The organism is Pseudomonas sp. P108, from assembly GCF_032613195.1.
Taxonomy (GTDB): Bacteria; Pseudomonadota; Gammaproteobacteria; order Pseudomonadales; family Pseudomonadaceae; genus Aquipseudomonas.
The window spans coordinates 6,441,200-6,465,763 of record NZ_CP126691.1; the positions used below are offsets into that span (position 1 = coordinate 6,441,200).

The window sequence follows — 24,564 nt, forward strand, 5'->3', positions numbered from 1 at the left end:
TTTTATGCGTCACGTCCAGGCAGGCTCGAATTCAGACAGCTGCGAAGAACGGCAAAGCCAGATACAGCTTGATGACGATGACATTAATGATGTCGATGAAGAACGCCCCGACCATCGGCACCACCAGAAACGCGATCTGCGAGGGACCGTAGCGCTGTGTCACGGCCTGCATGTTGGCAATGGCAGTCGGCGTGGCGCCCAGGCCAAAACCGCAATGCCCCGCAGCCAGCACGGCCGCGTCGTAGTTGCGCCCCATCATCCGGAACGTCACGAAAATCGCGAACAACGCCATGACCAGCGCCTGTACAGCCAGAATGATGAAAATCGGCAACGCCAGTGCGGCCAGATCCCACAACTTGAGCGACATCAGGGCAATCGCCAGAAACAGCGACAAGCTGACATTACCCAGCACCGACACTTCACGCTCGAACACCTGATACAGGCCCAGCGCCGAGAGCCCGTTGCGCAACACCACGCCTACAAACAGGACACAAACAAACGTTGGCAACTCGAATGCGGTCCCCTGCAGCAGACCGTTCAACAGATTGCCCGCCAGCAAACTGACCGCGATCAGGGCGAGTGTTTCTATAAACGAAAACGGCGTAATCGAGCGTTCCTTGTTTGGTTGCTCGAAGCCTTTTGGCAACCGCGGCGGCGCATCCTGACTCTGACAACCGGGCAGTTGCACTCGCTTGATGAGCAAGCGCGCGACTGGTCCGCCGATCAGACCACCCAGCACCAGGCCAAACGTCGCGGATGCCATCGCCAGTTCCGACGCAGACGCCAGACCGTACTTCTCGCTGAATACCGTACCCCACGCAGCACCGGTGCCATGACCGCCCGCCAGAGTGATCGAACCGGTCAGCAGCCCCATCAATGGATCAAGCCCGAGCATTTTTGCCAAGCCGATACCCATGGCATTCTGCACCACCAACAGCCCGGTGACCGCCAGGAGAAATACCCCAACTATGCGGCCGCCTTTCTTCAGGCTGGCAAAGTCTGCGCTCAGACCAATGGTGGCAAAAAAGGCCAGCATCAAAGGTGTCTGCAGGGAAGTATCGAAACGAATTTCAATATCGAACATTCGCAGCAGCAATAAAAGCAAGGCAACTACCAAGCCACCCGCGACAGGCTCGGGGATATTGTAACTGCGCATGAAACCAACACGCATAACGAGCCCGCGCCCTAGCAGAAGCACTAACGAGGCGGCCACAAGTGTTCCGTAAAAATCGAGCTGAATCATTGGGATTATTCTTGGCTATATATTCAGAGGCGAGCTGTTTACCTGCACGCGCCTCATGAACCGGCTGATTGTCTCAACACTGATTACTCGGAAATTCAAAAGCCTTCGATGGCTTGAATATATCTTAATATTTCAGGAGAAATATTATTCGGCCAACTTTAACAATCGTCGCCTTTGATTCCAAGGCCATGAATCCAAACTAAGCCAATACAGTTGTGACCAAAAGTGTATATACGGAAAGAGTATCGACCAGTCATCGCAGTCAGATTATTCCTACATATAGTAGAGACTAATTTAGTTGCATAAATAAAAATGCCCTGACAGGTCAGGGCATTGATTTTAAACTTTTCGAGCTTGTTATTTGATCAGTCGCCAGGTAAACGGATATCGGTAAGGAAAACCTTCATTGGCTTTCACACCGGCGATGATCGTCAAAACCAGCGCGCCGATCGCCAGTATCCCCAGCAGGAAGAACCCGATGATCAGAACCATCAGCAGGAAGCAAATCAACGAGGCGATGGCGACGGTGATCTGAAAATTCAACGCCTCCTTGCCCTGCGCATCGATGAACGGATCTGTCTCGCGCTTCATCTGCCAAAGGATCAATGGTCCGATCAGATTGCCGAACGGAATCCAGATCCCCAGCAAGGCGGACAAGTGACAAAACATCGCCCACTGGCGAACCTCCTGGCTCGGTTTGGGCAGCAACTCTTGCTCGTCACTCATCGTGTCCTCCTTGCGGTTATGCACCTGCTCAGTCGGCCAGTGCAGCCTTTTGCAGTTCGAAGATTTCGTTCATGCCCTGCTTGGCCAGCTCCAGCATGGCGTTCAAGTCTTCCGGCTGGAACGGCGCGCCTTCGGCAGTGCCCTGTACTTCGATGAAACCACCGGTGCTGGTCATCACCACGTTGAGGTCAGTCTCGGCGGCGGAATCTTCAAGATAGTCCAGATCCAGCACGGCTTCGCCCTGATACATGCCAACCGACACGGCACCGATCATTTGCTTGAGCGGATCGCCGCCTTTGAGGCCGCCGCGCTTCTTGATCACTTTCAACGCGTCAACCAGTGCAACCATGGCACCGGTAATGGAAGCGGTACGAGTACCGCCGTCAGCCTGGATCACATCGCAGTCGACATACAGGGTGACATCACCCAGCTTGGACATGTCCAGCGCAGCGCGCAGGGAACGGCCGATCAGGCGCTGGATTTCCAGAGTGCGACCGCCCTGCTTGCCACGGCTCGCTTCACGCTGGTTACGCTCGCCAGTGGCGCGCGGCAGCATGCCGTACTCGGCGGTCAGCCAACCCTGGCCCTGGCCTTTGAGGAAGCGCGGCACGCCGTTTTCGACGCTGACGGTGCAGATGACTTTGGTATCACCGAATTCGACCAGCACCGAACCTTCGGCGTGCTTGGTGTAGTTGCGGGTAATGCGGATCGAGCGGAGCTGATCGGCAGCGCGACCACTTGGACGTTTCATAGGAGATACCTGTACTGAGGACGGAAAACTGCCGAGCATTATAGAGTGCTGCACCGCCCCTGGGCACTCGCTAAAAAATCGGGACGACGACTGAAGCCCTTGAAACACCCATTACCGACGGGCTGCAGCCCTTTGTCACACCGTGTGTTTGGGCGCATTCGCCGCACTGCGCTACAATCCTGCGCCTTTGCTGCCAGTCGGCTTAAATTCATTGATATCGAGCCTGCGGAACATCTGCTGCGCCGATCTGCATTGCGAGGTCACCGCCATGGTGCACAGCATGACCGCCTTCGCCCGCGTCGAAAAAGCCGGCGCCCAGGGCACCCTGAGCTGGGAACTGCGCTCGGTCAACAGCCGCTACCTTGAACCGCACCTGCGTTTGCCGGAGTCGTTTCGCGACCTCGAAGGCGCGGTGCGTGAAGCGCTGCGTCAAGGTCTGTCGCGAGGCAAACTGGAATGCACCCTGCGTTTCACCGAAGAAAGCACCGGCAAAGCGCTGCAAGTCGATCGCGAGCGCGCCGCGCAGTTGGTCGCTGCGGCCGAGACCGTTGCCGGCCTGATCAAGAATCCTGCCGCACTGAATCCGCTTGAGGTGCTGGCCTGGCCCGGCGTACTGGTCGGCGATGCGAGCGACCCGCAGACACTGAACGCCGACGCACTCGCCCTGTTCAATCAAGGCTTGAAAGAGTTGAAGGCCGGCCGCGAGCGCGAAGGCGCGGAGCTGGCACGCTTGATCAACGAGCGCCTGACCTCTATCGAAGAAGACGTCGTGACCCTGCGTGAACTGGTGCCGCAAATGCTCGCCACTCAGCGCCAGAAGGTCCTCGATCGCTTCACCGACATGAAGGCCGAACTGGATCCACAGCGCCTCGAACAGGAAATGGTCATGCTCGCGCAAAAGAGCGACGTGGCCGAAGAACTGGATCGCCTGAGCACCCACATCATCGAAGTGCGCCGGGTACTGAAGTCCGGTGGTGCGGCCGGACGCCGCCTCGACTTCCTGATGCAGGAACTCAACCGCGAAGCCAACACACTGGGCTCCAAGGCCTTCGATCCGCGCAGCACCCAGGCGGCCGTCAACCTCAAAGTGTTGATCGAGCAGATGCGCGAACAAGTGCAGAATATTGAGTAAGGCAACCCCGACATGACCCACAGCACCGGCACCCTGTACATCATTTCCGCGCCATCGGGCGCGGGCAAGAGCAGTCTGGTCAAGGCTTTGACCGATGCCATACCGGAAATTCGCGTTTCGGTTTCCCACACCACCCGCGCCATGCGCCCAGGTGAAGTGGACGGCGTGAACTATCACTTCGTGACCCGCGAAGAGTTCGTGAAAATGGGCGAGCACGGCGACTTCCTCGAACGCGCCGAAGTCTTTGGCAACTTCTACGGCACCTCGCAAAGCCGCCTGCAGCAGACGCTGGACGAAGGTCACGACCTGATTCTTGAAATCGACTGGCAAGGCGCCGAGCAAGTGCGCAAGCTGATGCCGCAGGCACGCTCGATCTTTATCCTGCCGCCGTCGCTTCAGGCCCTGCACCAACGCCTGACCAACCGCGGTCAGGACAGCGACGAGATCATCGACGGCCGGATGCGCGAAGCGGTCAACGAGATGAGTCACTATGTCGAGTACGACTACCTGATCATCAACGACGATTTTGCTCACGCACTGGACGATCTGAAGGCGATTTTCCGCGCCAATCAGCTGCAACAGAAACGCCAGCAAGTACGTTTCGGCAAATTGCTGGCCGAATTGCTCGGATAATCAGCACTTCCCAAAACCGCTGCAAGCGCTTTACATTGGTGCTTGCAGCGCGTTGAAGGGCTTGGTCAAAAAATCAGCGCTTCCCTAATCGCTGGTGATTTTTTAAACTGTTGAGTCCGCTCGCCCAACCGGGCAGCGCGCATATTGCATTCGCTCCGAGGAATACCATGGCCCGCGTAACCGTTGAAGACTGCCTAGAACACGTGGAAAACCGCTTTGAGCTGGTCATGCTCTCTACCAAGCGTGCCCGTCAACTGGCCACCGGCGGCAAAGAGCCACTGGTCCAGTGGGAAAACGACAAGCCGACTGTTGTCGCCCTGCGTGAAATCGCTGAAGGCCTGATGAGCTACGAGTTCATCGCCGAGCAGGAAATCGTCCAGGAAGAGCCGCTGTTCGCAGCGTTCGAGGACGAGTCCAACGAGGCCGTCTAAGCCTATGCTTGGTCGACGTAGCACGGCGCGGGATCACAGCTTACGGCAGGAATCATCATGCCGAGCATAGACGCCCTCGCCGATCGCTTATCGACCTACCTCGGCAACGACCAGGTCAACCTGGTCCGCCGAGCGTATTTCTACGCCGAACAAGCCCATGACGGTCAACGCCGTCGCAGTGGCGAGGCGTATGTCACGCATCCTCTTGCCGTGGCCAATATTCTTGCCGACATGCACATGGACCATCAGAGCCTGATGGCTGCGATGCTGCATGACGTGATCGAAGACACCGGTATCGCCAAGGAAGCGCTGCAAGCGCAGTTCGGTGAAACCGTGGCCGAACTGGTCGACGGGGTCAGCAAACTGACCCAGATGAATTTCGAGACCAAGGCCGAAGCCCAGGCCGAAAACTTCCAGAAAATGGCCATGGCCATGGCGCGCGACATTCGCGTGATCCTGGTCAAACTCGCAGACCGCCTGCACAACATGCGCACACTGGAAGTGCTGTCCGGCGAAAAACGCCGCCGGATCGCCAAGGAAACCCTCGAAATCTACGCGCCCATCGCCAACCGGCTGGGAATGCATGCGATCCGCATCGAATTCGAAGACCTCGGCTTCAAGGCGATGCACCCGATGCGCTCCGCGCGGATCTACCAGGCGGTCAAACGCGCCCGGGGCAACCGCAAGGAAATCGTCAACAAGATCGAAGAATCCCTCGGCCATTGCCTCGCTATCGACGGCATCCAGGGCGAAGTCAGCGGTCGCCAGAAACACCTCTACGGCATCTACAAGAAAATGCGCGGCAAACGTCGGGCCTTCAACGAGATCATGGACGTCTACGCGTTCCGGATCATCGTCGACAAGGTCGATACCTGCTACCGCGTGCTAGGTGCTGTACATAATTTGTACAAACCGCTGCCAGGACGCTTCAAGGATTACATCGCGATCCCCAAGGCCAACGGCTATCAGTCGCTGCACACCACGCTATTCGGCATGCACGGCGTACCGATCGAGATCCAGATCCGTACCCGCGAAATGGAAGAGATGGCCAACAACGGCATCGCTGCCCATTGGCTGTACAAGTCCAGTGGTGACGAGCAGCCGAAAGGCACTCACGCCCGCGCCCGTCAGTGGGTCAAAGGCGTGCTGGAAATGCAGCAACGCGCCGGCAACTCGCTGGAATTCATCGAGAGCGTGAAGATCGACCTGTTCCCGGACGAAGTCTACGTGTTCACGCCGAAAGGCCGGATCATGGAGCTGCCGAAAGGCTCCACGGCGGTCGACTTTGCCTACGCGGTCCACACCGATGTCGGCAACAGCTGCATTGCCTGCCGGATCAACCGTCGACTCGCACCGCTGTCCGAGCCGCTGCAAAGCGGTTCCACGGTCGAGATCGTCAGTGCTCCCGGCGCACGGCCAAACCCGGCGTGGCTCAATTTCGTGGTCACCGGCAAGGCGCGCACGCACATCCGTCATGCGCTGAAACTGCAACGCCGTTCTGAATCCATCAGCCTCGGCGAACGCCTGCTGAACAAGGTTCTCAATGGTTTCGACAGTTCGCTGGAGAAGATCCCGGCCGAACGCGTCAAAGCCATGCTCACCGAGTACCGCCTCGAACTGATCGAAGACTTGCTCGAAGACATTGGCCTGGGTAATCGCATGGCCTATGTGGTCGCCCGCCGCCTGCTTGGCGAAGGCGAACAACTGCCAAGCCCTGAAGGTCCGCTGGCGATTCGCGGCACCGAAGGTCTGGTGCTCAGCTACGCCAAGTGCTGCACGCCGATCCCGGGCGACCCGATCGTCGGGCACCTGTCGGCGGGCAAAGGCATGGTCGTGCACCTGGACAACTGCCGCAACATCAGCGAAATCAGGCACAACCCGGAAAAATGCATCCAGCTCTCGTGGGCCAAGGATGTCACCGGCGAATTCAACGTCGAACTGCGCGTCGAGCTGGAACACCAGCGCGGCCTGATCGCCCTGCTGGCCAGCAGCGTTAACGCAGCCGACGGCAATATCGAGAAAATCAGCATGGACGAACGCGATGGTCGCATCAGCGTTGTCCAGTTGGTGGTCAGCGTCCACGACCGTGTGCACCTGGCCCGCGTGATCAAGAAGCTGCGCGCTTTGACCGGGGTGATCCGCATCACCCGCATGCGTGCATAACTCAACCATTACAAGGAGTCATACATGACCAAGACCGTTATCACCAGCGACAAGGCCCCGGCCGCCATCGGCACTTACTCCCAGGCGATCAAGGCAGGCAACACTGTTTACATGTCGGGTCAGATTCCTCTGGACCCAAAAACCATGGAACTGGTTGAAGGCTTCGAAGCCCAGACCGTCCAGGTGTTCGAGAACCTCAAAGCCGTGGCCGAAGCCGCTGGCGGTTCGTTCAAGGACATCGTCAAGCTGAACATCTTCCTCACCGACCTGAGCCACTTCGCCAAGGTCAACGAGATCATGGGCAAGTACTTCGACCAGCCATACCCGGCCCGCGCCGCCATCGGCGTGGCTGCCCTGCCAAAGGGTTCGCAGGTTGAAATGGATGCCATTCTGGTCATCGAGTGATGCGCACGGCGCGGCCTTCAACCGCCGCGCCGGTTGCTGCAAGAAAAGGTTTTGAAAGGATTCCACCATGCGCAAAGCGCTAGCTCTCCCGCTGTTCGCCATTTTCCTCGGCGGCTGCGCCAGCAACCCTGCCGACCGTGACATCAGCGGCACCTGGATCAACCAGGTGGCGATCGATGCCGCAGCCAAGGGCGGCCCCCTGCGCGAAGCGCTTCAGGCCTATGGCCCGAACCTTGAGTGGGACGTCAACACCAAGGCCGGTCAGGCCCGCTACACCAACGGTTTTGAGAACGTCGAAGGACGGCTGCTGGGTGAAAAATCCGGCGCCTGGAAAGTCGACTTCTATGGCAGTTCTGCTAGCGAGCTGAAACGCGACGGCGGACAACTGCAGCAAGCCGCCAGCGAGAACGAACCCGAGCAGGTGTTCGACCGTGCACAGATTCCGGTGCCGGAAGGTGCGCCGATCGGCGCCAGTTTCGAACGTGCACTGTATTCGGCCTACATGGGCGGCAGCTGGAAAATCGCCAGTGGTCAGGGCGAAGGCGAAACGGTGCAGTTCCAGGCCGATGGCCAGGTATCTGGTTTACCCGGTGCCGACCGTTACGCCTTGTGCCTGGCAGGCGACTGCGCGTCGATGAGCAGCACCAACGACAACATGTGGCTGCAGCTCAACGGTCAGGGCAATGCCTACATCTTTGCGCGCAAGGGCAAGGAACTGGAGATTTTCCAGGCCGTGAACACGGCGCTGGCGGATGAAATGCCGCAGTACACGCCGGGCGAGCGCAAGTGGTTGCTGGAGAAGCAGTAACCCGCTGCTGAATTCGCAGATATCCCCTGTAGGAGTGAGCCTGCTCGCGATAGCGGTGTAACAGTCAGCATAAGTGTTGAATGTTAGACCGCTATCGCGAGCAGGCTCACTCCTACATTTGTTTTTGGGGTGTCAGGAAGTCAGCATTTACCTTCGAGGATCGCAGCGTAACCTTCGCGATAGCTTGGGTACTCAGGCGTCCAGCCCAGCGCCTTCACCCGCGCATTGCTGCAGCGTTTGCTGCCGGTACGGCGAACGCTGGCGTCGTCGGCCCATTCGGTAACGCCCAGATACTCGCGCAACCAGCCCACGACCTCAGCTAAAGGTGCCGGTGCATCGTCGACACCGATGTAGATCTTCTCCAATTGCACGCCCTGCCGTGACTTTTCCAGCAGAAACGCCAACAGTCCCGCCGCGTCATCGGCGTGAATGCGATTGCCATACAGCGGCGGCTCGACGGCTACGCGATAACCGCGACGCACCTGAGTCAGCAGCCATTCCCGACCCGGGCCATAGATCCCGGTCAGGCGCAGGATGCTCGCAGGAATGTCACTGTTCAGCGCAACCTGCTCCGCTTCGAGCATCAGCCGCCCGGAATAACCGGCAGCGATCGTCTCGGATGCTTCGTCAACCCACTCACCCTCCTGCTGGCCATAAACACTGCTACTGGACACGAAGATCAGTTGCTCAGGCACCTGACCATAGTCATCCAGCCAGCTCAGCACATTCTGCAAACCCTGCACATAAGCCGCACGATAACCGGCCTCATCGTGATCAGTAGCCGCGGCGCAATACACCAGATAGTCCACCGCCCCCACCGGCCAGGTCGCCGGGCAGTCTTCGTTGAACAGGTCGCCGGCAACGCCAATCACTCCAGCAGGCAGCTTCGAAACGTCACGGCGCAGGCCATGAACTTCCCAGCCAGCCGCCAGCAATTGTTTGGCCAGACGACTGCCGACATCACCACAACCGGCAATCAAAACAGAAGGCGCGGACATCAAAAAACTCCTATCGGAAAGGCACAGACTAGCTCTGGCACAGGACGAACGGCTAGCAATGCAGGAAAAAAAGATACTCTATTACTTTTGTTAACAAGAATTACTTGCAATAATGCACGCCACTTTTGTTCTCGGCCTCACGAGGCCTGGTAGAGCATCACCGTTTTTCTATCTCAGGTCCGGCCAGCATGACACGTAATCAAATCCCCGCTTCGCCAACCAATCGACCTCGCGCCTGGAGCGCAGTGGCGGCTCTGCTGCTCAGCCTGATGCTGGCACCGACTGCCGCTTTCGCCGACGCCCAGGCACCTGCAACGCCAGCCGCCACCGAGCAAAGCGCACCAGCCGCCGCTCCGGCTGCCCCGGCCGCTACCGATCCGGTGCAAGCGGTTGACGCTGCCGACGTTCCTGAAGTTCTCGAAGCCGACAACAGCCTGGGCATGGCCCACGACCTGTCGCCGTGGGGCATGTACCAGAACGCCGACATCATCGTGAAAATCGTGATGATCGGTCTGGCCATCGCTTCCATCATTACCTGGACCATCTGGATCGCCAAAGGCTTCGAGCTGATGGGCGCCAAGCGTCGTCTGCGTGGCGAAATCGCCGCCCTGAAGAAAGCCACCACCCTTAAAGAAGCCAGTACCACTGCCGGCAAGGAAGGCACCCTCGCCAACCTGCTGGTGCACGACGCCCTCGAAGAGATGCGCCTGTCGGTCAACAGCCGCGAGAAAGAAGGCATCAAGGAACGCGTCAGCTTCCGTCTTGAGCGTCTGGTTGCAGCCTGCGGTCGCAACATGAGCAGCGGCACTGGCGTCCTCGCCACCATCGGTTCCACCGCGCCGTTCGTCGGCCTGTTCGGTACCGTGTGGGGCATCATGAACTCCTTTATCGGCATCGCCAAAACCCAGACCACCAACCTTGCTGTCGTAGCGCCCGGTATTGCTGAAGCCCTGCTGGCCACCGCACTGGGTCTGGTTGCCGCGATCCCAGCCGTGGTGATCTACAACGTCTTCGCCCGCTCCATCGCCGGTTACAAGGCGCAGGTTTCCGACGCCTCGGCAGAAGTGCTGCTGCTGGTCAGCCGCGACCTCGATCACCAGCCTGAGCGCAGCTCGCAGCCGCACATGGTCAAAGTGGGGTAATCGGCCATGGGCCTGCATTTGAAAGAAGGCGCAGACGACGATCTGGCCGAGAACCACGAAATCAACGTCACGCCGTTCATCGACGTGATGCTGGTGCTGTTGATCATCTTCATGGTGGCCGCGCCATTGGCCACCGTGGACATCAAAGTCGACCTGCCTGCCTCGACCGCCAAACCGGCGCCGCGGCCAGAGAAACCGGTGTTCCTCAGCGTCAAGGCTGACCAGCGCCTGTTCCTCGGCGAAGACGAAGTGAAGCCCGAAGCACTGGGCGCCACCCTCGACGCCAGAACCAAGGGCAAGAAAGACACCACCATCTTCTTCCAGGCCGATAAAGGCGTGGATTACGGCGACCTGATGAGCGTGATGGATAACCTACGCTCTGCCGGTTACCTGAAGGTCGGCCTGGTCGGACTTGAGACGGCAGCCAAAAAATGATCACGACGCGCCATAAGCTGACGCGTTACAGCGGTAGCCTGGCCGTGGTGCTGGGCGTTCACGCGCTGGCCATCGCGCTGGCGCTGAACTGGACCGCCCGCCCGCCCATCGAATTGCCCCCACAGGCAATGATGGTCGAGCTGGCCCCGGTTCCGGCCCCGCCACCGCCTGCTCCGCCGAAAGTCGTCACACCGCCGCAGCCACCGGCTCCGGTTGAAGAGTTGCCGATTCCGAAGCTGGCCGAAGCACCGAAAGCTGAAATCGCGGTGCAGAAACCCAAGCCGAAGCCAAAGCCGAAACCGCCGAAGCCGGTCGAGAAGAAGCTGCCTGATCCACCGAAGGAAAAACCTTCCGAGGAGAAACCGGCCGACACGCAACCGACCCAGGCACCGACGGAGAAATCCGCCCAGCCTGCGCCGGGTCCGTCGCCGGCACAGTTGGCCGCCAAGGCCAGTTGGCAGGGCACCCTGCTCGCGCATTTGGCCAAGTACAAGAAGTACCCGCAAAGTGCTCAGGCGCGGGGTAAGGAAGGCTTGAACCGTCTGCGTTTCGTGGTGGATGCCGAAGGTAATGTGTTGTCGTTTGAACTGGTGGGCCGCTCGGGCAACGCTGATCTGGACCGGGCAACCCTGGAAATGATCCGCCGCGCACAACCGCTGCCCAAGCCACCGGCCGACATGCTGAACAATGGCTCGATTGAAATTGTTGCGCCGTTTGTTTACTCCCTCGAACGCCGCCGCTAAGCAAAACCGCAATACCCTGTGGGAGCGAGCCTGCTCGCGAAGAGGTCGTGTCAGTCAGCACATGCTTGTCTGACCCACCGCTTTCGCGAGCAGGCTCGCTCCCACAGTGGTTACGCGTTGAACGTTAGATCGAAATAAAGGCACCGAAAGGTGCCTTTTGCGTATCTGCCCGCGGCAAACTGACATTGCCCGGTGTCGCATTCCACACTCAGTCTGATAACGTGCGTCTATCGATTGCAGTCGGTATGCTTGGCCCGCATCTTCATGGACGCTTGCTATGACCCTCACAGAATTACGCTACATCGTTACCCTCGCCCAAGAGCAGCATTTCGGCCACGCCGCCGAACGTTGCCACGTCAGCCAGCCGACCCTGTCGGTGGGCGTGAAAAAGCTTGAAGACGAACTCGGTGTGCTGATTTTCGAGCGCAGCAAAAGTGCCGTGCGCCTGACCCCGGTCGGCGAAGGCATCGTCGCCCAGGCGCAGAAAGTCCTCGAACAAGCGCAAGGCATTCGCGAACTGGCCCAGGCCGGCAAGAACCAGCTGACTGCGCCGCTGAAAGTCGGCGCGATCTACACCGTCGGCCCGTACCTGTTCCCGCACCTGATTCCGCAACTGCACCGGGTCGCCCCGCAGATGCCGTTGTACATCGAAGAAAACTTCACCCACGTGCTGCGCGACAAACTGCGCAACGGCGAGCTCGACGCGATCATCATCGCCCTGCCGTTCAACGAAGCCGACGTGCTGACCCTGCCGCTCTACGACGAGCCGTTCTACGTCCTGATGCCGGCCCAGCACCCGTGGACACAGAAAGAAACCATCGACGCCGGCCTGCTCAACGACAAGAGCCTGCTGCTGCTCGGCGAAGGCCACTGCTTCCGCGATCAAGTGCTGGAAGCCTGCCCGACCCTGACCAAGGGCAACGACGGTGCCAAGCACACCACGGTTGAATCCAGCTCGCTGGAAACCATCCGCCATATGGTCGCGTCCGGTCTGGGCATCTCGATCCTGCCGTTGTCGGCCGTCGACAGCCATCACTACGCCCCCGGCGTGATCGAAGTGCGCCCACTGTCGCCACCGGTGCCGTTCCGCACCGTGGCCATTGCCTGGCGCGCCAGCTTCCCACGGCCGAAAGCCATCGAGATTCTCGCCGACTCCATTCGCCTGTGCTCGGTGGCCAAGCCAGCGGCACCGGTTACGGCCGGTTAAGCGAGCGTCATGACTGAGCTGTCGCAAGTGTCGGTGACGGCACTCAAGGGTGTCGGCGAAGCCATGGCCGAGAAATTGGCCAAGGTCGGTCTTGAGAACCTGCAGGACGTGCTGTTTCACCTGCCGCTGCGTTATCAGGATCGCACCCGTGTGGTGCCGATCGGCGCGCTGCGACCGGGACAGGATGCCGTGGTCGAAGGCACCGTCAGCGGCGCCGACGTGGTCATGGGCCGCCGTCGCAGCCTCGTTGTGCGCTTGCAGGATGGCACCGGCGGTCTCAGCCTGCGCTTCTACCATTTCAGCAACGCGCAGAAAGAAGGCCTCAAGCGCGGCACGCGGGTTCGCTGTTACGGCGAGGCCCGGCCCGGCGCCTCAGGCCTGGAAATCTACCACCCGGAATACCGCGCCATTACTGGTGACGAACCGCCGCCAGTCGATGAAACCCTGACCCCGGTCTATCCGCTCACCGAAGGTCTGACCCAAGCGCGCCTTCGTCAGTTGTGCATGCAGACGTTGACCCTGCTCAAGCCCGACACCCTGCCCGACTGGCTGCCGACCGAACTGGCGCGCGACTATCAATTGGCGCCGCTGGCCGACGCGATCCGCTACCTGCACAACCCGCCTGCCGATGCCGATGTCGACGAACTCGCCCTCGGTCATCACTGGGCGCAGCATCGTCTGGCTTTCGAAGAACTGCTGACCCATCAACTGTCGCAGCAACGTCTGCGCGAAAGCATGCGTTCGCTGCGCGCGCCAGCCATGCCGAAAGCGAAAAAGCTGCCGCCGAAATACCTGGCCAACCTCGGCTTCAACCCGACCGGCGCGCAACAGCGTGTCGGCAACGAAATCGCCTACGACCTCAGCCAGCACGAACCGATGCTGCGGTTGATTCAGGGCGACGTCGGCGCGGGCAAAACCGTGGTCGCGGCCCTTGCGGCACTGCAAGCACTGGAGGCCGGTTATCAGGTCGCGCTGATGGCGCCGACCGAGATCCTCGCCGAACAACACTTCATCACTTTCAAGCGATGGCTCGAACCGCTGGGCATTGAAGTCGCGTGGCTGGCCGGCAAGCTCAAGGGCAAGAACCGCGTCGCCGCGCTGGAGCAGATCGCCAGCGGCACGCCAATGGTGGTCGGCACCCACGCGCTATTCCAGGACGAAGTGCAGTTCAAGAACCTCGCACTGGTGATCATCGACGAACAGCACCGCTTCGGCGTACAGCAGCGTCTGGCGTTGCGACAGAAAGGCGTCGGCGGGCGCATGTGTCCGCATCAATTGATCATGACCGCCACGCCGATTCCGCGCACCTTGGCGATGAGTGCCTACGCCGACCTCGACACTTCGATCCTCGACGAACTGCCACCCGGACGAACGCCGGTTAACACCGTTCTGGTCACCGACACCCGCCGCGTCGAAGTCATCGAACGCGTGCGTGGTGCCTGCGCCGAGGGCCGTCAGGCCTATTGGGTGTGCACGCTGATTGAAGAATCCGAAGAGCTGACCTGTCAGGCCGCCGAAACCACGTTCGAAGATCTCACCCTCGCCCTCGGCGAGCTGAAAGTCGGGCTGATTCACGGGCGCATGAAACCCGTCGAGAAGGCCGCCGTCATGGCCGAATTCAAGGCCGGCAACCTGCAACTGCTGGTCGCCACCACGGTGATCGAAGTCGGCGTCGACGTGCCCAACGCCAGCCTGATGATCATCGAAAACCCCGAGCGCCTCGGTCTCGCGCAACTGCACCAACTGCGCGGCCGCGTTGGCCGGGGCAGCGCCGCCAGCCATTGCGTGCTGCTCTACCATCCGCCGCTGTCGCAGATCGGTCGTCAGCGCCTGGGCATCATGCGCGAGACCAACGACGGTTTCGTCATCGCCGAAAAAGACCTCGAACTGCGCGGCCCCGGGGAAATGCTCGGCACCCGCCAGACCGGTCTGCTGCAATTCAAAGTCGCCGACCTGATGCGCGACGCCGACCTGCTGCCCGCCGTCCGCGACGCCGCGCAAGCCCTGCTGGAGCGCTGGCCAACCCACGTCAGCCCATTACTCGATCGCTGGTTGCGCCACGGGCAGCAATACGGCCAAGTGTGAGCACCGTCGCAGTTTCTGACAGATCGTTCCGACCAAGCTGGTTATACTCCTGCCATTGTTTCAAAAACGGATACAGATCATGACCGAAGCCGCTCTCGCCCCCGAATCCCCGCACGCGCCGTCTGTCATTCGGCTGCTGCTAGGCAAGCTGGGCATCGCCTACGAAGAAGTGCTCGACCACCACGGCCTCAATGCATCGCGCAAGGTACAAGCCGTGTTGCTGGACGACGCCGTCGGCGCGCTGATGGTGCTGTTTCCGCAGAGCCAATTGCTCGACCTCAACCGCCTCGCCGAACTGACGGGCCGGCGCCTCACCGCCGTCTCGACCGAGCGCTTGGAAAAGATGCTCGGCAAACACAGCCTGAGCTTGCTGCCGGGCCTGCCGGCGCTGACCAGCTCGCCGTGCCTCTACGAAGAAAGCCTGCTGCGTGAGCCGAAGTTGCTGATCAACTCCGGCGAGCCGGGCCTGCTGCTGGAAATCGCCAGCGAAGATTTCAAGACCATGCTGACCAAGGCCAGCGCCGCCAACTTCGGCGAAGCCCTGAGCAGCATCCGCCCGAATCTCGACCGCCCGGACGATGACCGCGAGGAAATCACCCAGGCCGTGCAAGCGTTCACCGCGCGGCGCATTCAGCAGCGTCTGGAAGCGACCATCGAGATTCCGCCGCTGGCCGAAACCGCGCAAAAAATCATCAAGCTGCGCGTTGATCCCAACGCCACCATCGACGACATCACCGGCGTCGTCGAAACCGACCCGGCACTGGCCGCACAAGTGGTGAGCTGGGCGGCGTCGCCGTACTACGCCTCGCCGGGCAAGATTCGTTCGGTGGAAGACGCAATCGTCCGCGTGCTGGGTTTCGATCTGGTGATCAACCTCGCGCTGGGCCTGGCCCTCGGCAAGACCCTGAGCCTGCCGAAAGACCACCCGCAACACACCACGCCGTACTGGCAGCAATCGATCTACACCGCCGCCGTCATCGAAGGCCTGACCCGCGCCATGCCGCGCGCCCAGCGTCCGGAAGCCGGCCTGACCTACCTCGCCGGTCTGCTGCACAACTTCGGTTACCTGCTGCTGGCCCACGTGTTTCCGCCGCACTTCTCACTGATCTGCCGCCACTTGGAGGTCAACCCGCACCTGTGCCACAGCTACATCGAGCAACACCTGCTCGGTATCAGCCGCGAACAGATCGGCTCGTGGCTGATGCGCTACTGGGACATGCCCGACGAACTGGCCACCGCCCTGCGCTTCCAGCACGACCCAAGCTACGACGGCGCCTACGCCGAATACCCGAACCTCGTCTGCCTGGCCGTGCGCCTGCTGCGTAGTCGGGGCATCGGCTCCGGGCCGGATGAAGACATCCCCGACGCGCTGCTGGAGCGTGTGGGTTTGACTCGCGACAAAGCCAACGACGTTGTCAGCAAAGTGCTTGAGGCTGAAGTGTTGTTGCGCGAACTGGCTTCGCAGTTCAGCCAGGCCTAAAACGAAACAGGCCCGCTCCCCCAAGGATCACCAAAATCCCTGTGGGAGCGAGCCTGCTCGCGAAGAATCCAACTCGGTCTACCAGACCGCCCCTGATCGCTCCCACGCTCCGCGTGGGAATGCATCCCGCGACGCTCCGCGTCACCAAAGGCTCAAGCCTTAGGCTTAGCCTTCCTCGGCACCAAATACTTCATCAACCCCTGAAACCACATCACCAGCGCCGGATTACCCTTGAGCTGGATCGACTTGTCCTGAATCCCCTGCATAAACGCCAACTGCTTGTTCTTCGCCTGCATCGTCGCAAAGCCATAACCCGCATCTTTAAACGCAATCGCAAACGCCGGCTCCGCCACCACCCCAGACTTGCTGGTGATGCGCTGATCCTTGACCACGAAATGCCGCGCCACTTTCCCATCCAGCGTCTGCAGCTGAAACACCAGATCCTTGTCACCCAACTGCTGCTGGAACGCAGGATTTGTCCGGCTGGCCTTACCCATCAACAAACCCATCATCCACAGAAGAAAACGAAATTTCATGCGCACAGCCTCAAAAGGAAAATGAACGGCCGAGGCAGTGTAAGGGATTCGAACGATAACGCCAGTATCTGACGCTGTTGGAAGAGGATGCAGACCAATTCCCGCACGATGACTGCCAAGTCACGATTCCGCAAGCAACGTCCTACACCTGTTGAAACACATCCCTGTAGGAGCTGGCGAAGCCTGCGATCTTTTGATCTTCCGGCCCGCGAATCTATGGGAAATTTCCTGCAAAGTGCGGTGCTGTCCATGAACTAGGCGAGTTGGCTGGCTATCGATAGGCTCTGTGTGTCGCCGCAGATTGGCGATACGGACGTGCAAGTCCGGTTGGAGTACACATTGGTTATGGCAATTCGCCGAGCGTTTTCCTATGCTCGCGGATCGTTATGGCGGCTGTGTATGGGAGGCCTTCGGGTCTGCCGGGTTACTCCACCGGTCTTGCACACCTATGCACAGCTGCCACCACTTTCGAAGTGCGAGCGAAACGGTGTCGGCTCCTTAAACTGGAGTAAGACCGAATGATCAAACCAACACCCAATCCCCCAGAAAACCCGGATATTTCGCCCTACGAATCTCTGGAATCAAAGAAATTCCACGAAGCCGCCGAGCGCGCCCTCGACCACCATTTCAAACCAGCCGTCGAACCACATCCCAAACGTGAGAACGGCCTCTTCAAACTCTCCCCCGGCACCGACGCTGAAGCCCTCATGGCCAACGCCTCCGAAGACCTCCTGTCCATCAGCGTCATCGCCTGCGACCTCGCCGACGACCTCCACGGCTCCCGCCGCTCGGTGGCACTGGCCCTGAGCAGAATGGCGGACGGGGTGAGATTGATGGTGGAAGGGACGCTCGACCAGATCGAAGTGCGAAGCGTGGCGGCCAAGCCGTAGCGAGGTTTGTGGATGAAAAAAGGGGACGTTAAGTCCCCTTTCTGCAGTCGTCTTCGCTATCTAAAGTCTTCAGCGCTTTTAGGCAGTGCCTCTATACCCTGACGGGCAACCCGACTAACAAATGAATAACCACCCGCGCTGCAAGACTGCCGGAACACTACGTTGTCATCCTTGAGCACAGTCAGAAAACTCACAAACGCCTGATTAACGAGGTAGGTATACGGGCCCTTTTTGAATTTGATGTTGTTCAGGTTAACGCTGCCTTCCGACGCATCCACTACGAAGAACTTGCCCTTGGGAGGCACGTTTTTCTGCGGATAGAGCATTTCTATCTTTCCCGGAACACCGTAACGGTATTGAACATATCCCGCAGTGGGCTTGTTGTTCCCTTGCGCGCAAACAGAAACCGTTTTACCCCCCGTCAAAGGACAGCTGAAGTAGATGTCTTCTTCGGCGGAGCACAACGTTCCATCCTGCCCGCCCTGCAATGGCGCTGTTTCTTGCGAAACGCGTTCTGGTACTTGATTGGCGTCGGCGCAATTGGACAAACAAACCAGCTTTGAAAGATCCGGAACATCGCTTTCAGTAAACAGGTACGTCGCTGAACCGTCACGGTTGCGGGCGTGATAAACGGGAACACTAACGGCCAGCCCCTTGGCTGATACGGGCACTGCCTTGTCTTTTCCTGAGACCACCCAGCCCTCAGCACCACCGCACAGCGCCTCCAAGGCAACGTCGCTGAAGGGTTCTTTCGTTGGCACTGCGAACGGCTTGGCATCACCTCGGCAGTCGTAGCCGTGCCAGTAGGGCCCGGTGTTCGGGTCAATGTCTATCGAGAAAATATAGGCGCCGTCGAGTACTACTTTTCCACTGTCATAGGTAAAAACCAGCCAACGACGCGACTTCGCCTGGGAGTAGTTTTCATTCTTAAGGATGTACCGGTCTCCATCTCGATACAGCCAGAAACCACTCATCATCCCTGCCGGCTCCGCCTCCTCAGAGATACGCTGCCCGGATTTTGCGTCCACCAGAAAATTGTCTTTCAGCGCCAATGCGCAATCGCCGTCGGCATCCCTACAAGACTTGAGGGAGGGGAACATCGGCTCTGCAGCCACAGAGAAAGAACACAGCAATAACGCGATCAAGCCTAATTTTTTCAACTTGCTTCCCTGCTCATGATTTACAGATCTGATTGAACAGACTTCTTTCCTCAGCCCAGTTCTCTGCGTTTAAAGCGAGTAATCCATCACTTCTTCCAACTGCCAGCATTGCCCACGGACAAACCGATACTCGAAGATGTAGTCGGTATCTGGCTTCTGCAGGATCGCAATTGCCTTGTCGCCCCGCTCTTCCTTGACGGTCAACGTCAGGCCCTGGGCCTCTCGCTTTGCTTGATCCGGAATGACAGGAAACTTAAGTTGATCGCCGCTGAGACTGCGCTTTTCCATCTCGGGCTCGGGATCGCCGGCCACAGTCGTGACCATCTTCAGCGGCTGCTGGACGAAAGATTTCTGCACGTCGGCGCGCTCGGAGAAAGCGGTGAGAAACGCGGAAAATTCGGTCGAAGGGCAAGTGGCATTGGCCGCGTCTCCATCGGCTTTGATTGGCTGCTGGCGATTTTCCTGATCCCGTTTTGAATGCGCAATCATCTTCGCATCCAGTTCCGCCAAGCGTTTCTTAATGCTCGCCGCATCCTTGTAAGCACACTCAACTTCCACATCGTCTTCCAGATTTAGACCGTCGCGGCAGTTCTGAAACTCGGGCTCTGGCGGGTCGCCGCGGAAGAACTGCAAAGCCAAGTGATCGCCGTCCATGAAGAGCGGTAGTTCCAGCAATGAATAGGAGTCACCTTCGAAATGACTGTATTGACGGTCCAGTACTTTATTTTTTGTCAGAACGAACATGGACTTCCCGGCGCGCTCGGGAAATTTTCGCTCAAAGAAAAACACCGAGGCGATCTGCTCACCTTCGACTTTCCACACATAATTCAGCGAAGGCTTCACCGCACTCATGGTGGTGTAGAAGATCTCGGCATAAGGAACATGTCCTTCCTTTACCTGACCTTTGAGGTTGTTCTTCAAAAAGAACACTGTGATCTTTTGATCACCGAGCGATGCAACCACAGGCGGATGCAGCTCACCGATGGTTTGTGGGTCACTCGCTAATGCCTGCTGAGCCAACAAGGCAACCATGAATCCGAGCGCACTCATACAACTTAAGAGCCAGGCCAATTCCACTCACTTCCCTGTTGATCAATCTTCGAATGTTAATGCTGATGGTTTCACGATGACTCAGGTGCGTCACATTTAAGGCTGGCCATAGACGATCCTCTTCACCGCCGGGCTTTCTGACATTAACTGTCTCTTCGTAACGCCATAGGCCTTGATCAGCTCGTCCCGAGATCCCTTCGAGCCAAACGAGCGCTGGTTATTATCGAAGCTGTATTGCTCCAATCGCCCTGTTGTCGAGTAATAGCCGTGCCACTCCCCGCAAGCACCACAACCGCCATAGCCGCCTATCGAAACAAGACTGCCCTGGGGGCCTTCCACGCAATCCATCGCCACAACAACATTGCTCAACATCTTCGTCTTCGCACCGTCGGAAGTGAGTTGTGAAACTTTGCTGATATCGCGTCGAAGCACCTTGCTACCGATGTTGATGGTCTGGTCGGAGCAGACCGGGATGACGTGGGTTTGCGCACCATCCACCGTCACCGATCGGCAGGACGACACCAACACCACTTCAACACCGCCGCACTGCATGACATCGCGCTGGATGTAAGCATCCGTCGGTGCGGCGAAGGCTGGGGAAGAGAACAACCATGCCAGCCCCCCGGAAAACAAAAGCTGATTCATTGAGAAATCCTTTTCACCGTTAACCAGCCTGTTGTTCCGCCAAGCACTTCGCATAGCCGTCCGCAAACTTGGCATCGAAAGACAATGCCACTGGCTCCTCCAACTCCGCCGAGCTATTGAGCAATACACGGGTAGCCGGGGTGTATTTGATCCAGCCAATCGTGCCGGTGCCGTCGGTATCGAAAAACAGCTGAGCGCGCACTACTTCACCGTCGTCCTCATCGATCAGCAAATTGACCTTGTCTTTGCCGACATAACGAAACGGAAAATCGCTACTCCTGACAAGCTCAGTAAGGTAGCCGTAGCAACTCCCTTCGCTGGCAGTCGCGGCCAGTGAATGAGGTAATAGCGAAAACGCAATCAGCACAGACCGAATGAAAAACCGGTTCATCCACTCACTCCTCATCCATCGGCGACGATTCCACATCGGTCATGCTCAGCAGTCGAAATTCATTGTTCACAAACTCGTAGTAACGATCCCGGTTGCCGCTCTCCAAAGCATTCCCCTGCGCATCTTCTTCGCCGTCGAGCGTGATGCCGGACACGATAATCAAGCTGCTGTCGGGCTGGAAAACCATGCCGAACGAGCTGCCGTCGTAAGCATTCGGTAGACCACCAACGACTTCCCCAGTCTGAGCGTCCAGCACTTCGCCGCAAATGGCGCTGCCGCCACAGCCGAGCCTGTGCAGGATGTAATGGCCGGCGAAGTTGACCTTGCCTTTCAGGGCTTGCACCCGTGCCTGATCCATCATTGGGCTGCTGTTTTCTTGCGGCACCAGTTTATGGTTGGGGCCGTTGAAAACTGGCGTGACGGTGTAATCCTTGAAGGTTGGATCGGCAGCGAATGCCATAGACGCGGCAGCCAATATCAAGCTGCCGAGAACAATCGAAAATCCTTTCACGTAGTAACTCCGTAAATGCCGTGGGGACCGTCGGCTTACTCAGCCTGCCCTTCGTAACGCTGTGTCTGCGGGTCGAATTGCCACAGATGTGGCCGGGTCATGGCCTTTTCACCCTTGTAGCGAATCCGCCCGCGCTTGTCCCTGATGTAGGAGTAGATCTCGATGTCCTTGAACTCACCTCCCCCCTTGGCTGGGCCGTCCAGAACTTTGACCCCGGCGAAGTAACCGCCGCCCGAATACCTCAAATAACCACGGCACTGGATCAGGAAGGCGAATGTGCTATCCATTGATGAGCCAATGCCGACGCGGGAATTGAAGATGAAGTCTTCGATGCCATCGCCATTTAGATCGCCGCGAAAAACCACGTGGCCCGGATCGATAGAAAACTCTTTTCCATCGAGACTGGAAAGTATGTCTTCCGGATGTTCACTGCTCTGCGACCATTGCGATAAGAAATATTTTGAGTCAGCTTCCTGATTGCAAACACTTGCCGCCATAACCGCTATCGGCAACCAGCTCACACATAACACCAGCAATCGTTTCACTTCGTATCCTTCGAATTAATCAATTCCAACTCACCATCCCGATACAACACCTCACACCCCACCCACGCCGGATCCACCTGCGGTATCACTGCCGACGGCTTTCGCAACTCACGCAGCAACGTCGAGCCATGCGACAAGCGCCCACCCATCCGCGCAATCACCGCCCGCGCTGTTTGATAGTGCGCATGTCGCCCCGGATCGAGGGTGTCTTCGAGCAAAATATCCTCGCCCAGAATGCCCTGCACCTGCCCCGGATAAATCATGAACCCGGTGGCCTGCTCCGTACCTTCGCGACCGTCCTGCCAGAAGCTGCCGTCGCGGGTGCGCACGTCCGGATGCGGCGCAAACCAGTGTTCGCGATCCGCCAGCGGCATGGCGTGGTGCAGGCGGAAGAAGATTCGCATGAGGTTGTCGCGATACCACTCGCGTACTTGCAGGTAGTAGCCGCGCAAGCCCGGCAGGCCGCTCGAATGGGCGAGGCGGATCAGACCTGGCCATTGCGGGAATGGCTGTAGCGGCAGATCGCCCGACGCGGGACGAGGGGTGGCCGGATCTGTTTCCCACGGCAATCGATGCGGACTGTTTTCAAGGTTGTCGTAAGCGGTCGGCGGGCGGCCCAGCCAATCACCGCCGCTGCTGGCCAGCGCCGTGGCGATGCACAGATTGCCTTGCACCACGAACACGTAAAACCGGGTGAACCAGTCCGCGAGTTGTTGGCCATCGGCACCTTGGGCGACGAGTTCGGCGAGTTCCTGATCGAAGCGCTGCAAGCCATTTTCAAGGCTCAGCAAATGGCTGCGAGCCTTGCGTTGCATGCGCAAAAACAGCGGCAACGAACGCAACATTTTCAGTGGCTGCCACGGCAAATGCGGCGTCGCACCACCGACTTCACCAGCGTAGTTATCGGCGCTGATGCCCCAGTCGGCCAGCCGGGCGAGAAACAGATCATTGTTGATATAGGACGCGCCGCCGAACACGGCGGTGAACGGCTCGTTGTCCTGCAGCACCCGCGCATCCCACCGCGCCATGATCGCCGGGATACTCGCAGCAGCGCGGCGCTGGGCGTATTCCACCAACACGCTCGGTTGCGGCGGCAGGATCTCGGCGATATTGGCGGCGGTCAGGTGGCGGCGCCAGCCGTAGTCGCTGATCGGCCGGTATTGCAGCAGCCACAATTGCGCGCCGTCCCAGGACCATTCGACGTCGCCGGGCACGTAGTGGAACACGCGCAGTACGTCTTGCAGAAAGCGCCAGAGCAAGTCTTCGGTCAAGCCGTGGGATGGCGTGAACGTGCCGCTGCGCCAGGCATCGCCAACCCGCGAAAGCGTTGCTCGCGAGGGGCTGACGTGACCGTCGGCCAGCGATTCGAGATGGCCTTCAACCCACTCCAGTTCTACCGAGAGATGGCGCACAAAAGCGATCCCGGACACTACCGGCGCGATGAAGCGTTGCACCACCACTTCCTCGACGCCTTCGGCCGTCAGTTCGGCGATGCGTTTCGGCACATTGGCGGACGGCTCGCGCAGATAGGTCGTGCTCAAACCAGCATTCGCCGAATCGGCCTGATCTTCGCCATAACTGGAGGAGCGCACCGCCCAGGTCACATCAGGTTGGGCAGCGAGAAATGCGGGCAGACGCAGATCAGTGCAATCGTTGAGAGTCAGCGCCGTCGGCACCGCTTGCCGCGCCAGTTCAGCCAGGCGCAAACGCCCGCCCTTGGTGTGCGCGACAAACCCGCGCTCGCCCGACTCCAGCCACTGCGCGAACTGCGCGGGCGCGTCGATCCACGGGTAATGACCCCAACCGGGTTTGAGGCTGATGGTCAGATCGGCGCGGGCGAGAATCGCCGACCACGCCGCCGCTTGCTCGATGCCGAGCACCGCGTCCTGATCGCCCCAGACCAGCTCGACCGGATCGGTGATCCACTCCAGCAGTGGCAACGCGGTATCGGCCCGCACCAGATCCCAATGCGGCACGAATGCCCGGCAGCGCGCATAGCCGGCGCCCATGCGCTGGCACTGCGCGGACGTCCAGGTCTGGTTGGAGAACTTGCGCGCGAACAGCGTGGGCTTGTTCGACAGCAGCCAGTGGATGGTCTTGCGGATCGGCAGCGGCGACATCAACGCCGGCAAGCGACGCTGCCACAAAAATGCCCCAACCGGCGCCAACAGAACACTGCGCGAAAAGTGCCCGGGCCGACGTTGCAACGCGTGCAGCACCAACAACGCATTGACCCCGACCGCCATGATCGCGCTGCCCTGCTCCGTCATCGCCAGCAACGTCTGCGCGTAGTCCGCCAGATCCTCGCAGGGTGGCTGCGGATTGGCGCCGAAGCCCGGCAACTCCAGCGGCACCACGTCGTAGCGCTGAAAGTGCGGCAGCGCGTCATCCCACCAATCAGCAGCGCTGCCGTTGCCGGCCAGCAGGTACATCAACGGCTTGCTCATGAGCGAT

25 protein-coding genes are annotated in these 24,564 nt (G+C 59.2%); 13 read left to right on the forward strand and 12 right to left on the reverse strand.

From position 1 onward, the window contains the following. Nucleotides 1–31: 31 nt before the first annotated feature. The 3 genes from gltS to rph form a co-directional block, all read right to left on the reverse strand. Nucleotides 32–1,243, reverse strand: coding sequence for a sodium/glutamate symporter (gene gltS / locus QOM10_RS28655; RefSeq protein WP_127930231.1), 1,212 nt, complete (start codon nucleotides 1,241–1,243; stop codon nucleotides 32–34). Between the two features lie 357 nt (nucleotides 1,244–1,600). Beyond that, complete coding sequence (locus QOM10_RS28660; RefSeq protein ID WP_007920344.1) at nucleotides 1,601–1,969, reverse strand: DUF4870 domain-containing protein; 369 nt, start codon at nucleotides 1,967–1,969, stop codon at nucleotides 1,601–1,603. 28 nt (nucleotides 1,970–1,997) lie between these two features. Further along, the gene (rph, locus tag QOM10_RS28665; RefSeq protein WP_016985814.1) at nucleotides 1,998–2,720 is read right to left on the reverse strand and encodes a ribonuclease PH; all 723 of its coding nucleotides are present in this window, start codon (nucleotides 2,718–2,720) and stop codon (nucleotides 1,998–2,000) included. A gap of 268 nt (nucleotides 2,721–2,988) precedes the next feature. Between rph and QOM10_RS28670 the strand changes: the two genes are divergently transcribed. The 6 genes from QOM10_RS28670 to QOM10_RS28695 all read left to right on the forward strand — a co-directional run bounded on the left by QOM10_RS28670 (nucleotide 2,989) and on the right by QOM10_RS28695 (nucleotide 8,292). Then, nucleotides 2,989–3,852, forward strand: coding sequence for a YicC/YloC family endoribonuclease (locus QOM10_RS28670; RefSeq protein WP_150749845.1), 864 nt, complete (start codon nucleotides 2,989–2,991; stop codon nucleotides 3,850–3,852). Nucleotides 3,853–3,864: 12 nt separating this feature from the next. Further along, a complete protein-coding gene (gene gmk, locus QOM10_RS28675; protein WP_007920339.1) occupies nucleotides 3,865–4,485 on the forward strand; it encodes a guanylate kinase in 621 nt (206 codons plus the stop codon). A gap of 167 nt (nucleotides 4,486–4,652) precedes the next feature. Next, a complete protein-coding gene (gene rpoZ / locus QOM10_RS28680) occupies nucleotides 4,653–4,916 on the forward strand; it encodes a DNA-directed RNA polymerase subunit omega (RefSeq protein WP_127930233.1) in 264 nt (87 codons plus the stop codon). Between the two features lie 57 nt (nucleotides 4,917–4,973). Further along, on the forward strand, nucleotides 4,974–7,079 hold the full coding sequence (spoT, locus tag QOM10_RS28685) for a bifunctional GTP diphosphokinase/guanosine-3',5'-bis pyrophosphate 3'-pyrophosphohydrolase (protein ID WP_007920338.1): 2,106 nt from the start codon (nucleotides 4,974–4,976) through the stop codon (nucleotides 7,077–7,079). 24 nt (nucleotides 7,080–7,103) lie between these two features. Then, entirely contained in the window at nucleotides 7,104–7,484 is a 381-nt protein-coding gene (locus QOM10_RS28690) for a RidA family protein (protein WP_003229509.1), read from the forward strand. A gap of 67 nt (nucleotides 7,485–7,551) precedes the next feature. Next, nucleotides 7,552–8,292: a hypothetical protein gene (locus QOM10_RS28695; RefSeq protein WP_316917315.1), complete on the forward strand. Its 741-nt coding sequence runs from the start codon at nucleotides 7,552–7,554 to the stop codon at nucleotides 8,290–8,292. Nucleotides 8,293–8,432: 140 nt separating this feature from the next. Here QOM10_RS28695 and QOM10_RS28700 read toward each other — a convergent pair whose 3' ends face one another. Continuing rightward, on the reverse strand, nucleotides 8,433–9,290 hold the full coding sequence (locus QOM10_RS28700; RefSeq protein WP_316917316.1) for an SDR family oxidoreductase: 858 nt from the start codon (nucleotides 9,288–9,290) through the stop codon (nucleotides 8,433–8,435). Nucleotides 9,291–9,478: 188 nt separating this feature from the next. On the opposite strand from QOM10_RS28700, the gene exbB reads away from it, so the two are divergent. The 6 genes from exbB to QOM10_RS28730 all read left to right on the forward strand — a co-directional run bounded on the left by exbB (nucleotide 9,479) and on the right by QOM10_RS28730 (nucleotide 16,382). Next, complete coding sequence (gene exbB / locus QOM10_RS28705) at nucleotides 9,479–10,432, forward strand: tonB-system energizer ExbB (RefSeq protein ID WP_077575049.1); 954 nt, start codon at nucleotides 9,479–9,481, stop codon at nucleotides 10,430–10,432. 6 nt (nucleotides 10,433–10,438) lie between these two features. Then, nucleotides 10,439–10,867, forward strand: a complete 429-nt coding sequence (gene exbD / locus QOM10_RS28710; RefSeq protein ID WP_053125060.1) for a TonB system transport protein ExbD — start codon at nucleotides 10,439–10,441, stop codon at nucleotides 10,865–10,867. Next, nucleotides 10,864–11,610, forward strand: coding sequence for a TonB family protein (locus QOM10_RS28715; protein ID WP_127930238.1), 747 nt, complete (start codon nucleotides 10,864–10,866; stop codon nucleotides 11,608–11,610). The genes exbD and QOM10_RS28715 overlap by 4 nt, the downstream gene beginning before the upstream one ends. A gap of 277 nt (nucleotides 11,611–11,887) precedes the next feature. After that, complete coding sequence (locus QOM10_RS28720) at nucleotides 11,888–12,817, forward strand: hydrogen peroxide-inducible genes activator (RefSeq protein WP_007920331.1); 930 nt, start codon at nucleotides 11,888–11,890, stop codon at nucleotides 12,815–12,817. 9 nt (nucleotides 12,818–12,826) lie between these two features. Then, nucleotides 12,827–14,902: an ATP-dependent DNA helicase RecG gene (recG, locus tag QOM10_RS28725; protein ID WP_316917317.1), complete on the forward strand. Its 2,076-nt coding sequence runs from the start codon at nucleotides 12,827–12,829 to the stop codon at nucleotides 14,900–14,902. A 79-nt stretch (nucleotides 14,903–14,981) separates the two neighbouring features. Further along, entirely contained in the window at nucleotides 14,982–16,382 is a 1,401-nt protein-coding gene (locus tag QOM10_RS28730) for an aminoacyl-tRNA deacylase and HDOD domain-containing protein (RefSeq protein ID WP_016985804.1), read from the forward strand. Between the two features lie 152 nt (nucleotides 16,383–16,534). Here the strand turns inward: QOM10_RS28730 and QOM10_RS28735 are convergent, their stop codons facing one another. Continuing rightward, nucleotides 16,535–16,918: a helicase gene (locus QOM10_RS28735; RefSeq protein ID WP_016985803.1), complete on the reverse strand. Its 384-nt coding sequence runs from the start codon at nucleotides 16,916–16,918 to the stop codon at nucleotides 16,535–16,537. A gap of 518 nt (nucleotides 16,919–17,436) precedes the next feature. On the opposite strand from QOM10_RS28735, the gene QOM10_RS28740 reads away from it, so the two are divergent. Continuing rightward, nucleotides 17,437–17,808, forward strand: a complete 372-nt coding sequence (locus QOM10_RS28740; RefSeq protein WP_016985802.1) for a DUF6124 family protein — start codon at nucleotides 17,437–17,439, stop codon at nucleotides 17,806–17,808. Nucleotides 17,809–17,864: 56 nt separating this feature from the next. Here QOM10_RS28740 and QOM10_RS28745 read toward each other — a convergent pair whose 3' ends face one another. The 7 genes from QOM10_RS28745 to QOM10_RS28775 form a co-directional block, all read right to left on the reverse strand. After that, nucleotides 17,865–18,968: a hypothetical protein gene (locus tag QOM10_RS28745; protein ID WP_316917318.1), complete on the reverse strand. Its 1,104-nt coding sequence runs from the start codon at nucleotides 18,966–18,968 to the stop codon at nucleotides 17,865–17,867. A gap of 69 nt (nucleotides 18,969–19,037) precedes the next feature. Continuing rightward, nucleotides 19,038–20,045 carry a hypothetical protein gene (locus QOM10_RS28750; RefSeq protein ID WP_316917319.1) on the reverse strand — a complete coding sequence of 336 codons (1,008 nt, stop codon included), beginning with the start codon at nucleotides 20,043–20,045 and terminating at the stop codon, nucleotides 19,038–19,040. A 69-nt stretch (nucleotides 20,046–20,114) separates the two neighbouring features. Continuing rightward, nucleotides 20,115–20,663 carry a hypothetical protein gene (locus tag QOM10_RS28755; RefSeq protein ID WP_316917320.1) on the reverse strand — a complete coding sequence of 183 codons (549 nt, stop codon included), beginning with the start codon at nucleotides 20,661–20,663 and terminating at the stop codon, nucleotides 20,115–20,117. Between the two features lie 19 nt (nucleotides 20,664–20,682). Further along, the gene (locus QOM10_RS28760; protein WP_316917321.1) at nucleotides 20,683–21,054 is read right to left on the reverse strand and encodes a hypothetical protein; all 372 of its coding nucleotides are present in this window, start codon (nucleotides 21,052–21,054) and stop codon (nucleotides 20,683–20,685) included. A 4-nt stretch (nucleotides 21,055–21,058) separates the two neighbouring features. Further along, on the reverse strand, nucleotides 21,059–21,514 hold the full coding sequence (locus QOM10_RS28765; RefSeq protein WP_316918405.1) for a hypothetical protein: 456 nt from the start codon (nucleotides 21,512–21,514) through the stop codon (nucleotides 21,059–21,061). Between the two features lie 86 nt (nucleotides 21,515–21,600). Then, the gene (locus tag QOM10_RS28770; protein ID WP_316917322.1) at nucleotides 21,601–22,110 is read right to left on the reverse strand and encodes a hypothetical protein; all 510 of its coding nucleotides are present in this window, start codon (nucleotides 22,108–22,110) and stop codon (nucleotides 21,601–21,603) included. Beyond that, a complete protein-coding gene (locus QOM10_RS28775) occupies nucleotides 22,107–24,557 on the reverse strand; it encodes an alpha/beta fold hydrolase (protein ID WP_316917323.1) in 2,451 nt (816 codons plus the stop codon). Before QOM10_RS28775 ends, QOM10_RS28770 begins: the two co-directional genes overlap by 4 nt. Nucleotides 24,558–24,564: the final 7 nt, after the last annotated feature.

What these genes read in the sequence shown, in the direction of transcription:
- QOM10_RS28735 (WP_016985803.1), bottom strand. Translation starts at nt 16,918, where the DNA reads ATGAAATTTCGTTTTCTTCTGTGGATGATGGGTTTGTTGATGGGTAAG.
- QOM10_RS28700 (WP_316917316.1), bottom strand. Translation starts at nt 9,290, where the DNA reads ATGTCCGCGCCTTCTGTTTTGATTGCCGGTTGTGGTGATGTCGGCAGT.
- QOM10_RS28660 (WP_007920344.1), bottom strand. Translation starts at nt 1,969, where the DNA reads ATGAGTGACGAGCAAGAGTTGCTGCCCAAACCGAGCCAGGAGGTTCGC.
- QOM10_RS28775 (WP_316917323.1), bottom strand. Translation starts at nt 24,557, where the DNA reads ATGAGCAAGCCGTTGATGTACCTGCTGGCCGGCAACGGCAGCGCTGCT.
- recG (WP_316917317.1), top strand. Translation starts at nt 12,827, where the DNA reads ATGACTGAGCTGTCGCAAGTGTCGGTGACGGCACTCAAGGGTGTCGGC.
- gmk (WP_007920339.1), top strand. Translation starts at nt 3,865, where the DNA reads ATGACCCACAGCACCGGCACCCTGTACATCATTTCCGCGCCATCGGGC.
- rph (WP_016985814.1), bottom strand. Translation starts at nt 2,720, where the DNA reads ATGAAACGTCCAAGTGGTCGCGCTGCCGATCAGCTCCGCTCGATCCGC.
- QOM10_RS28755 (WP_316917320.1), bottom strand. Translation starts at nt 20,663, where the DNA reads ATGAATCAGCTTTTGTTTTCCGGGGGGCTGGCATGGTTGTTCTCTTCC.
- gltS (WP_127930231.1), bottom strand. Translation starts at nt 1,243, where the DNA reads ATGATTCAGCTCGATTTTTACGGAACACTTGTGGCCGCCTCGTTAGTG.
- exbB (WP_077575049.1), top strand. Translation starts at nt 9,479, where the DNA reads ATGACACGTAATCAAATCCCCGCTTCGCCAACCAATCGACCTCGCGCC.
- QOM10_RS28715 (WP_127930238.1), top strand. Translation starts at nt 10,864, where the DNA reads ATGATCACGACGCGCCATAAGCTGACGCGTTACAGCGGTAGCCTGGCC.
- QOM10_RS28695 (WP_316917315.1), top strand. Translation starts at nt 7,552, where the DNA reads ATGCGCAAAGCGCTAGCTCTCCCGCTGTTCGCCATTTTCCTCGGCGGC.
- spoT (WP_007920338.1), top strand. Translation starts at nt 4,974, where the DNA reads ATGCCGAGCATAGACGCCCTCGCCGATCGCTTATCGACCTACCTCGGC.
- exbD (WP_053125060.1), top strand. Translation starts at nt 10,439, where the DNA reads ATGGGCCTGCATTTGAAAGAAGGCGCAGACGACGATCTGGCCGAGAAC.
- QOM10_RS28670 (WP_150749845.1), top strand. Translation starts at nt 2,989, where the DNA reads ATGGTGCACAGCATGACCGCCTTCGCCCGCGTCGAAAAAGCCGGCGCC.
- QOM10_RS28740 (WP_016985802.1), top strand. Translation starts at nt 17,437, where the DNA reads ATGATCAAACCAACACCCAATCCCCCAGAAAACCCGGATATTTCGCCC.
- QOM10_RS28760 (WP_316917321.1), bottom strand. Translation starts at nt 21,054, where the DNA reads ATGAACCGGTTTTTCATTCGGTCTGTGCTGATTGCGTTTTCGCTATTA.
- QOM10_RS28765 (WP_316918405.1), bottom strand. Translation starts at nt 21,514, where the DNA reads ATGGCATTCGCTGCCGATCCAACCTTCAAGGATTACACCGTCACGCCA.
- QOM10_RS28720 (WP_007920331.1), top strand. Translation starts at nt 11,888, where the DNA reads ATGACCCTCACAGAATTACGCTACATCGTTACCCTCGCCCAAGAGCAG.
- QOM10_RS28690 (WP_003229509.1), top strand. Translation starts at nt 7,104, where the DNA reads ATGACCAAGACCGTTATCACCAGCGACAAGGCCCCGGCCGCCATCGGC.
- QOM10_RS28730 (WP_016985804.1), top strand. Translation starts at nt 14,982, where the DNA reads ATGACCGAAGCCGCTCTCGCCCCCGAATCCCCGCACGCGCCGTCTGTC.
- rpoZ (WP_127930233.1), top strand. Translation starts at nt 4,653, where the DNA reads ATGGCCCGCGTAACCGTTGAAGACTGCCTAGAACACGTGGAAAACCGC.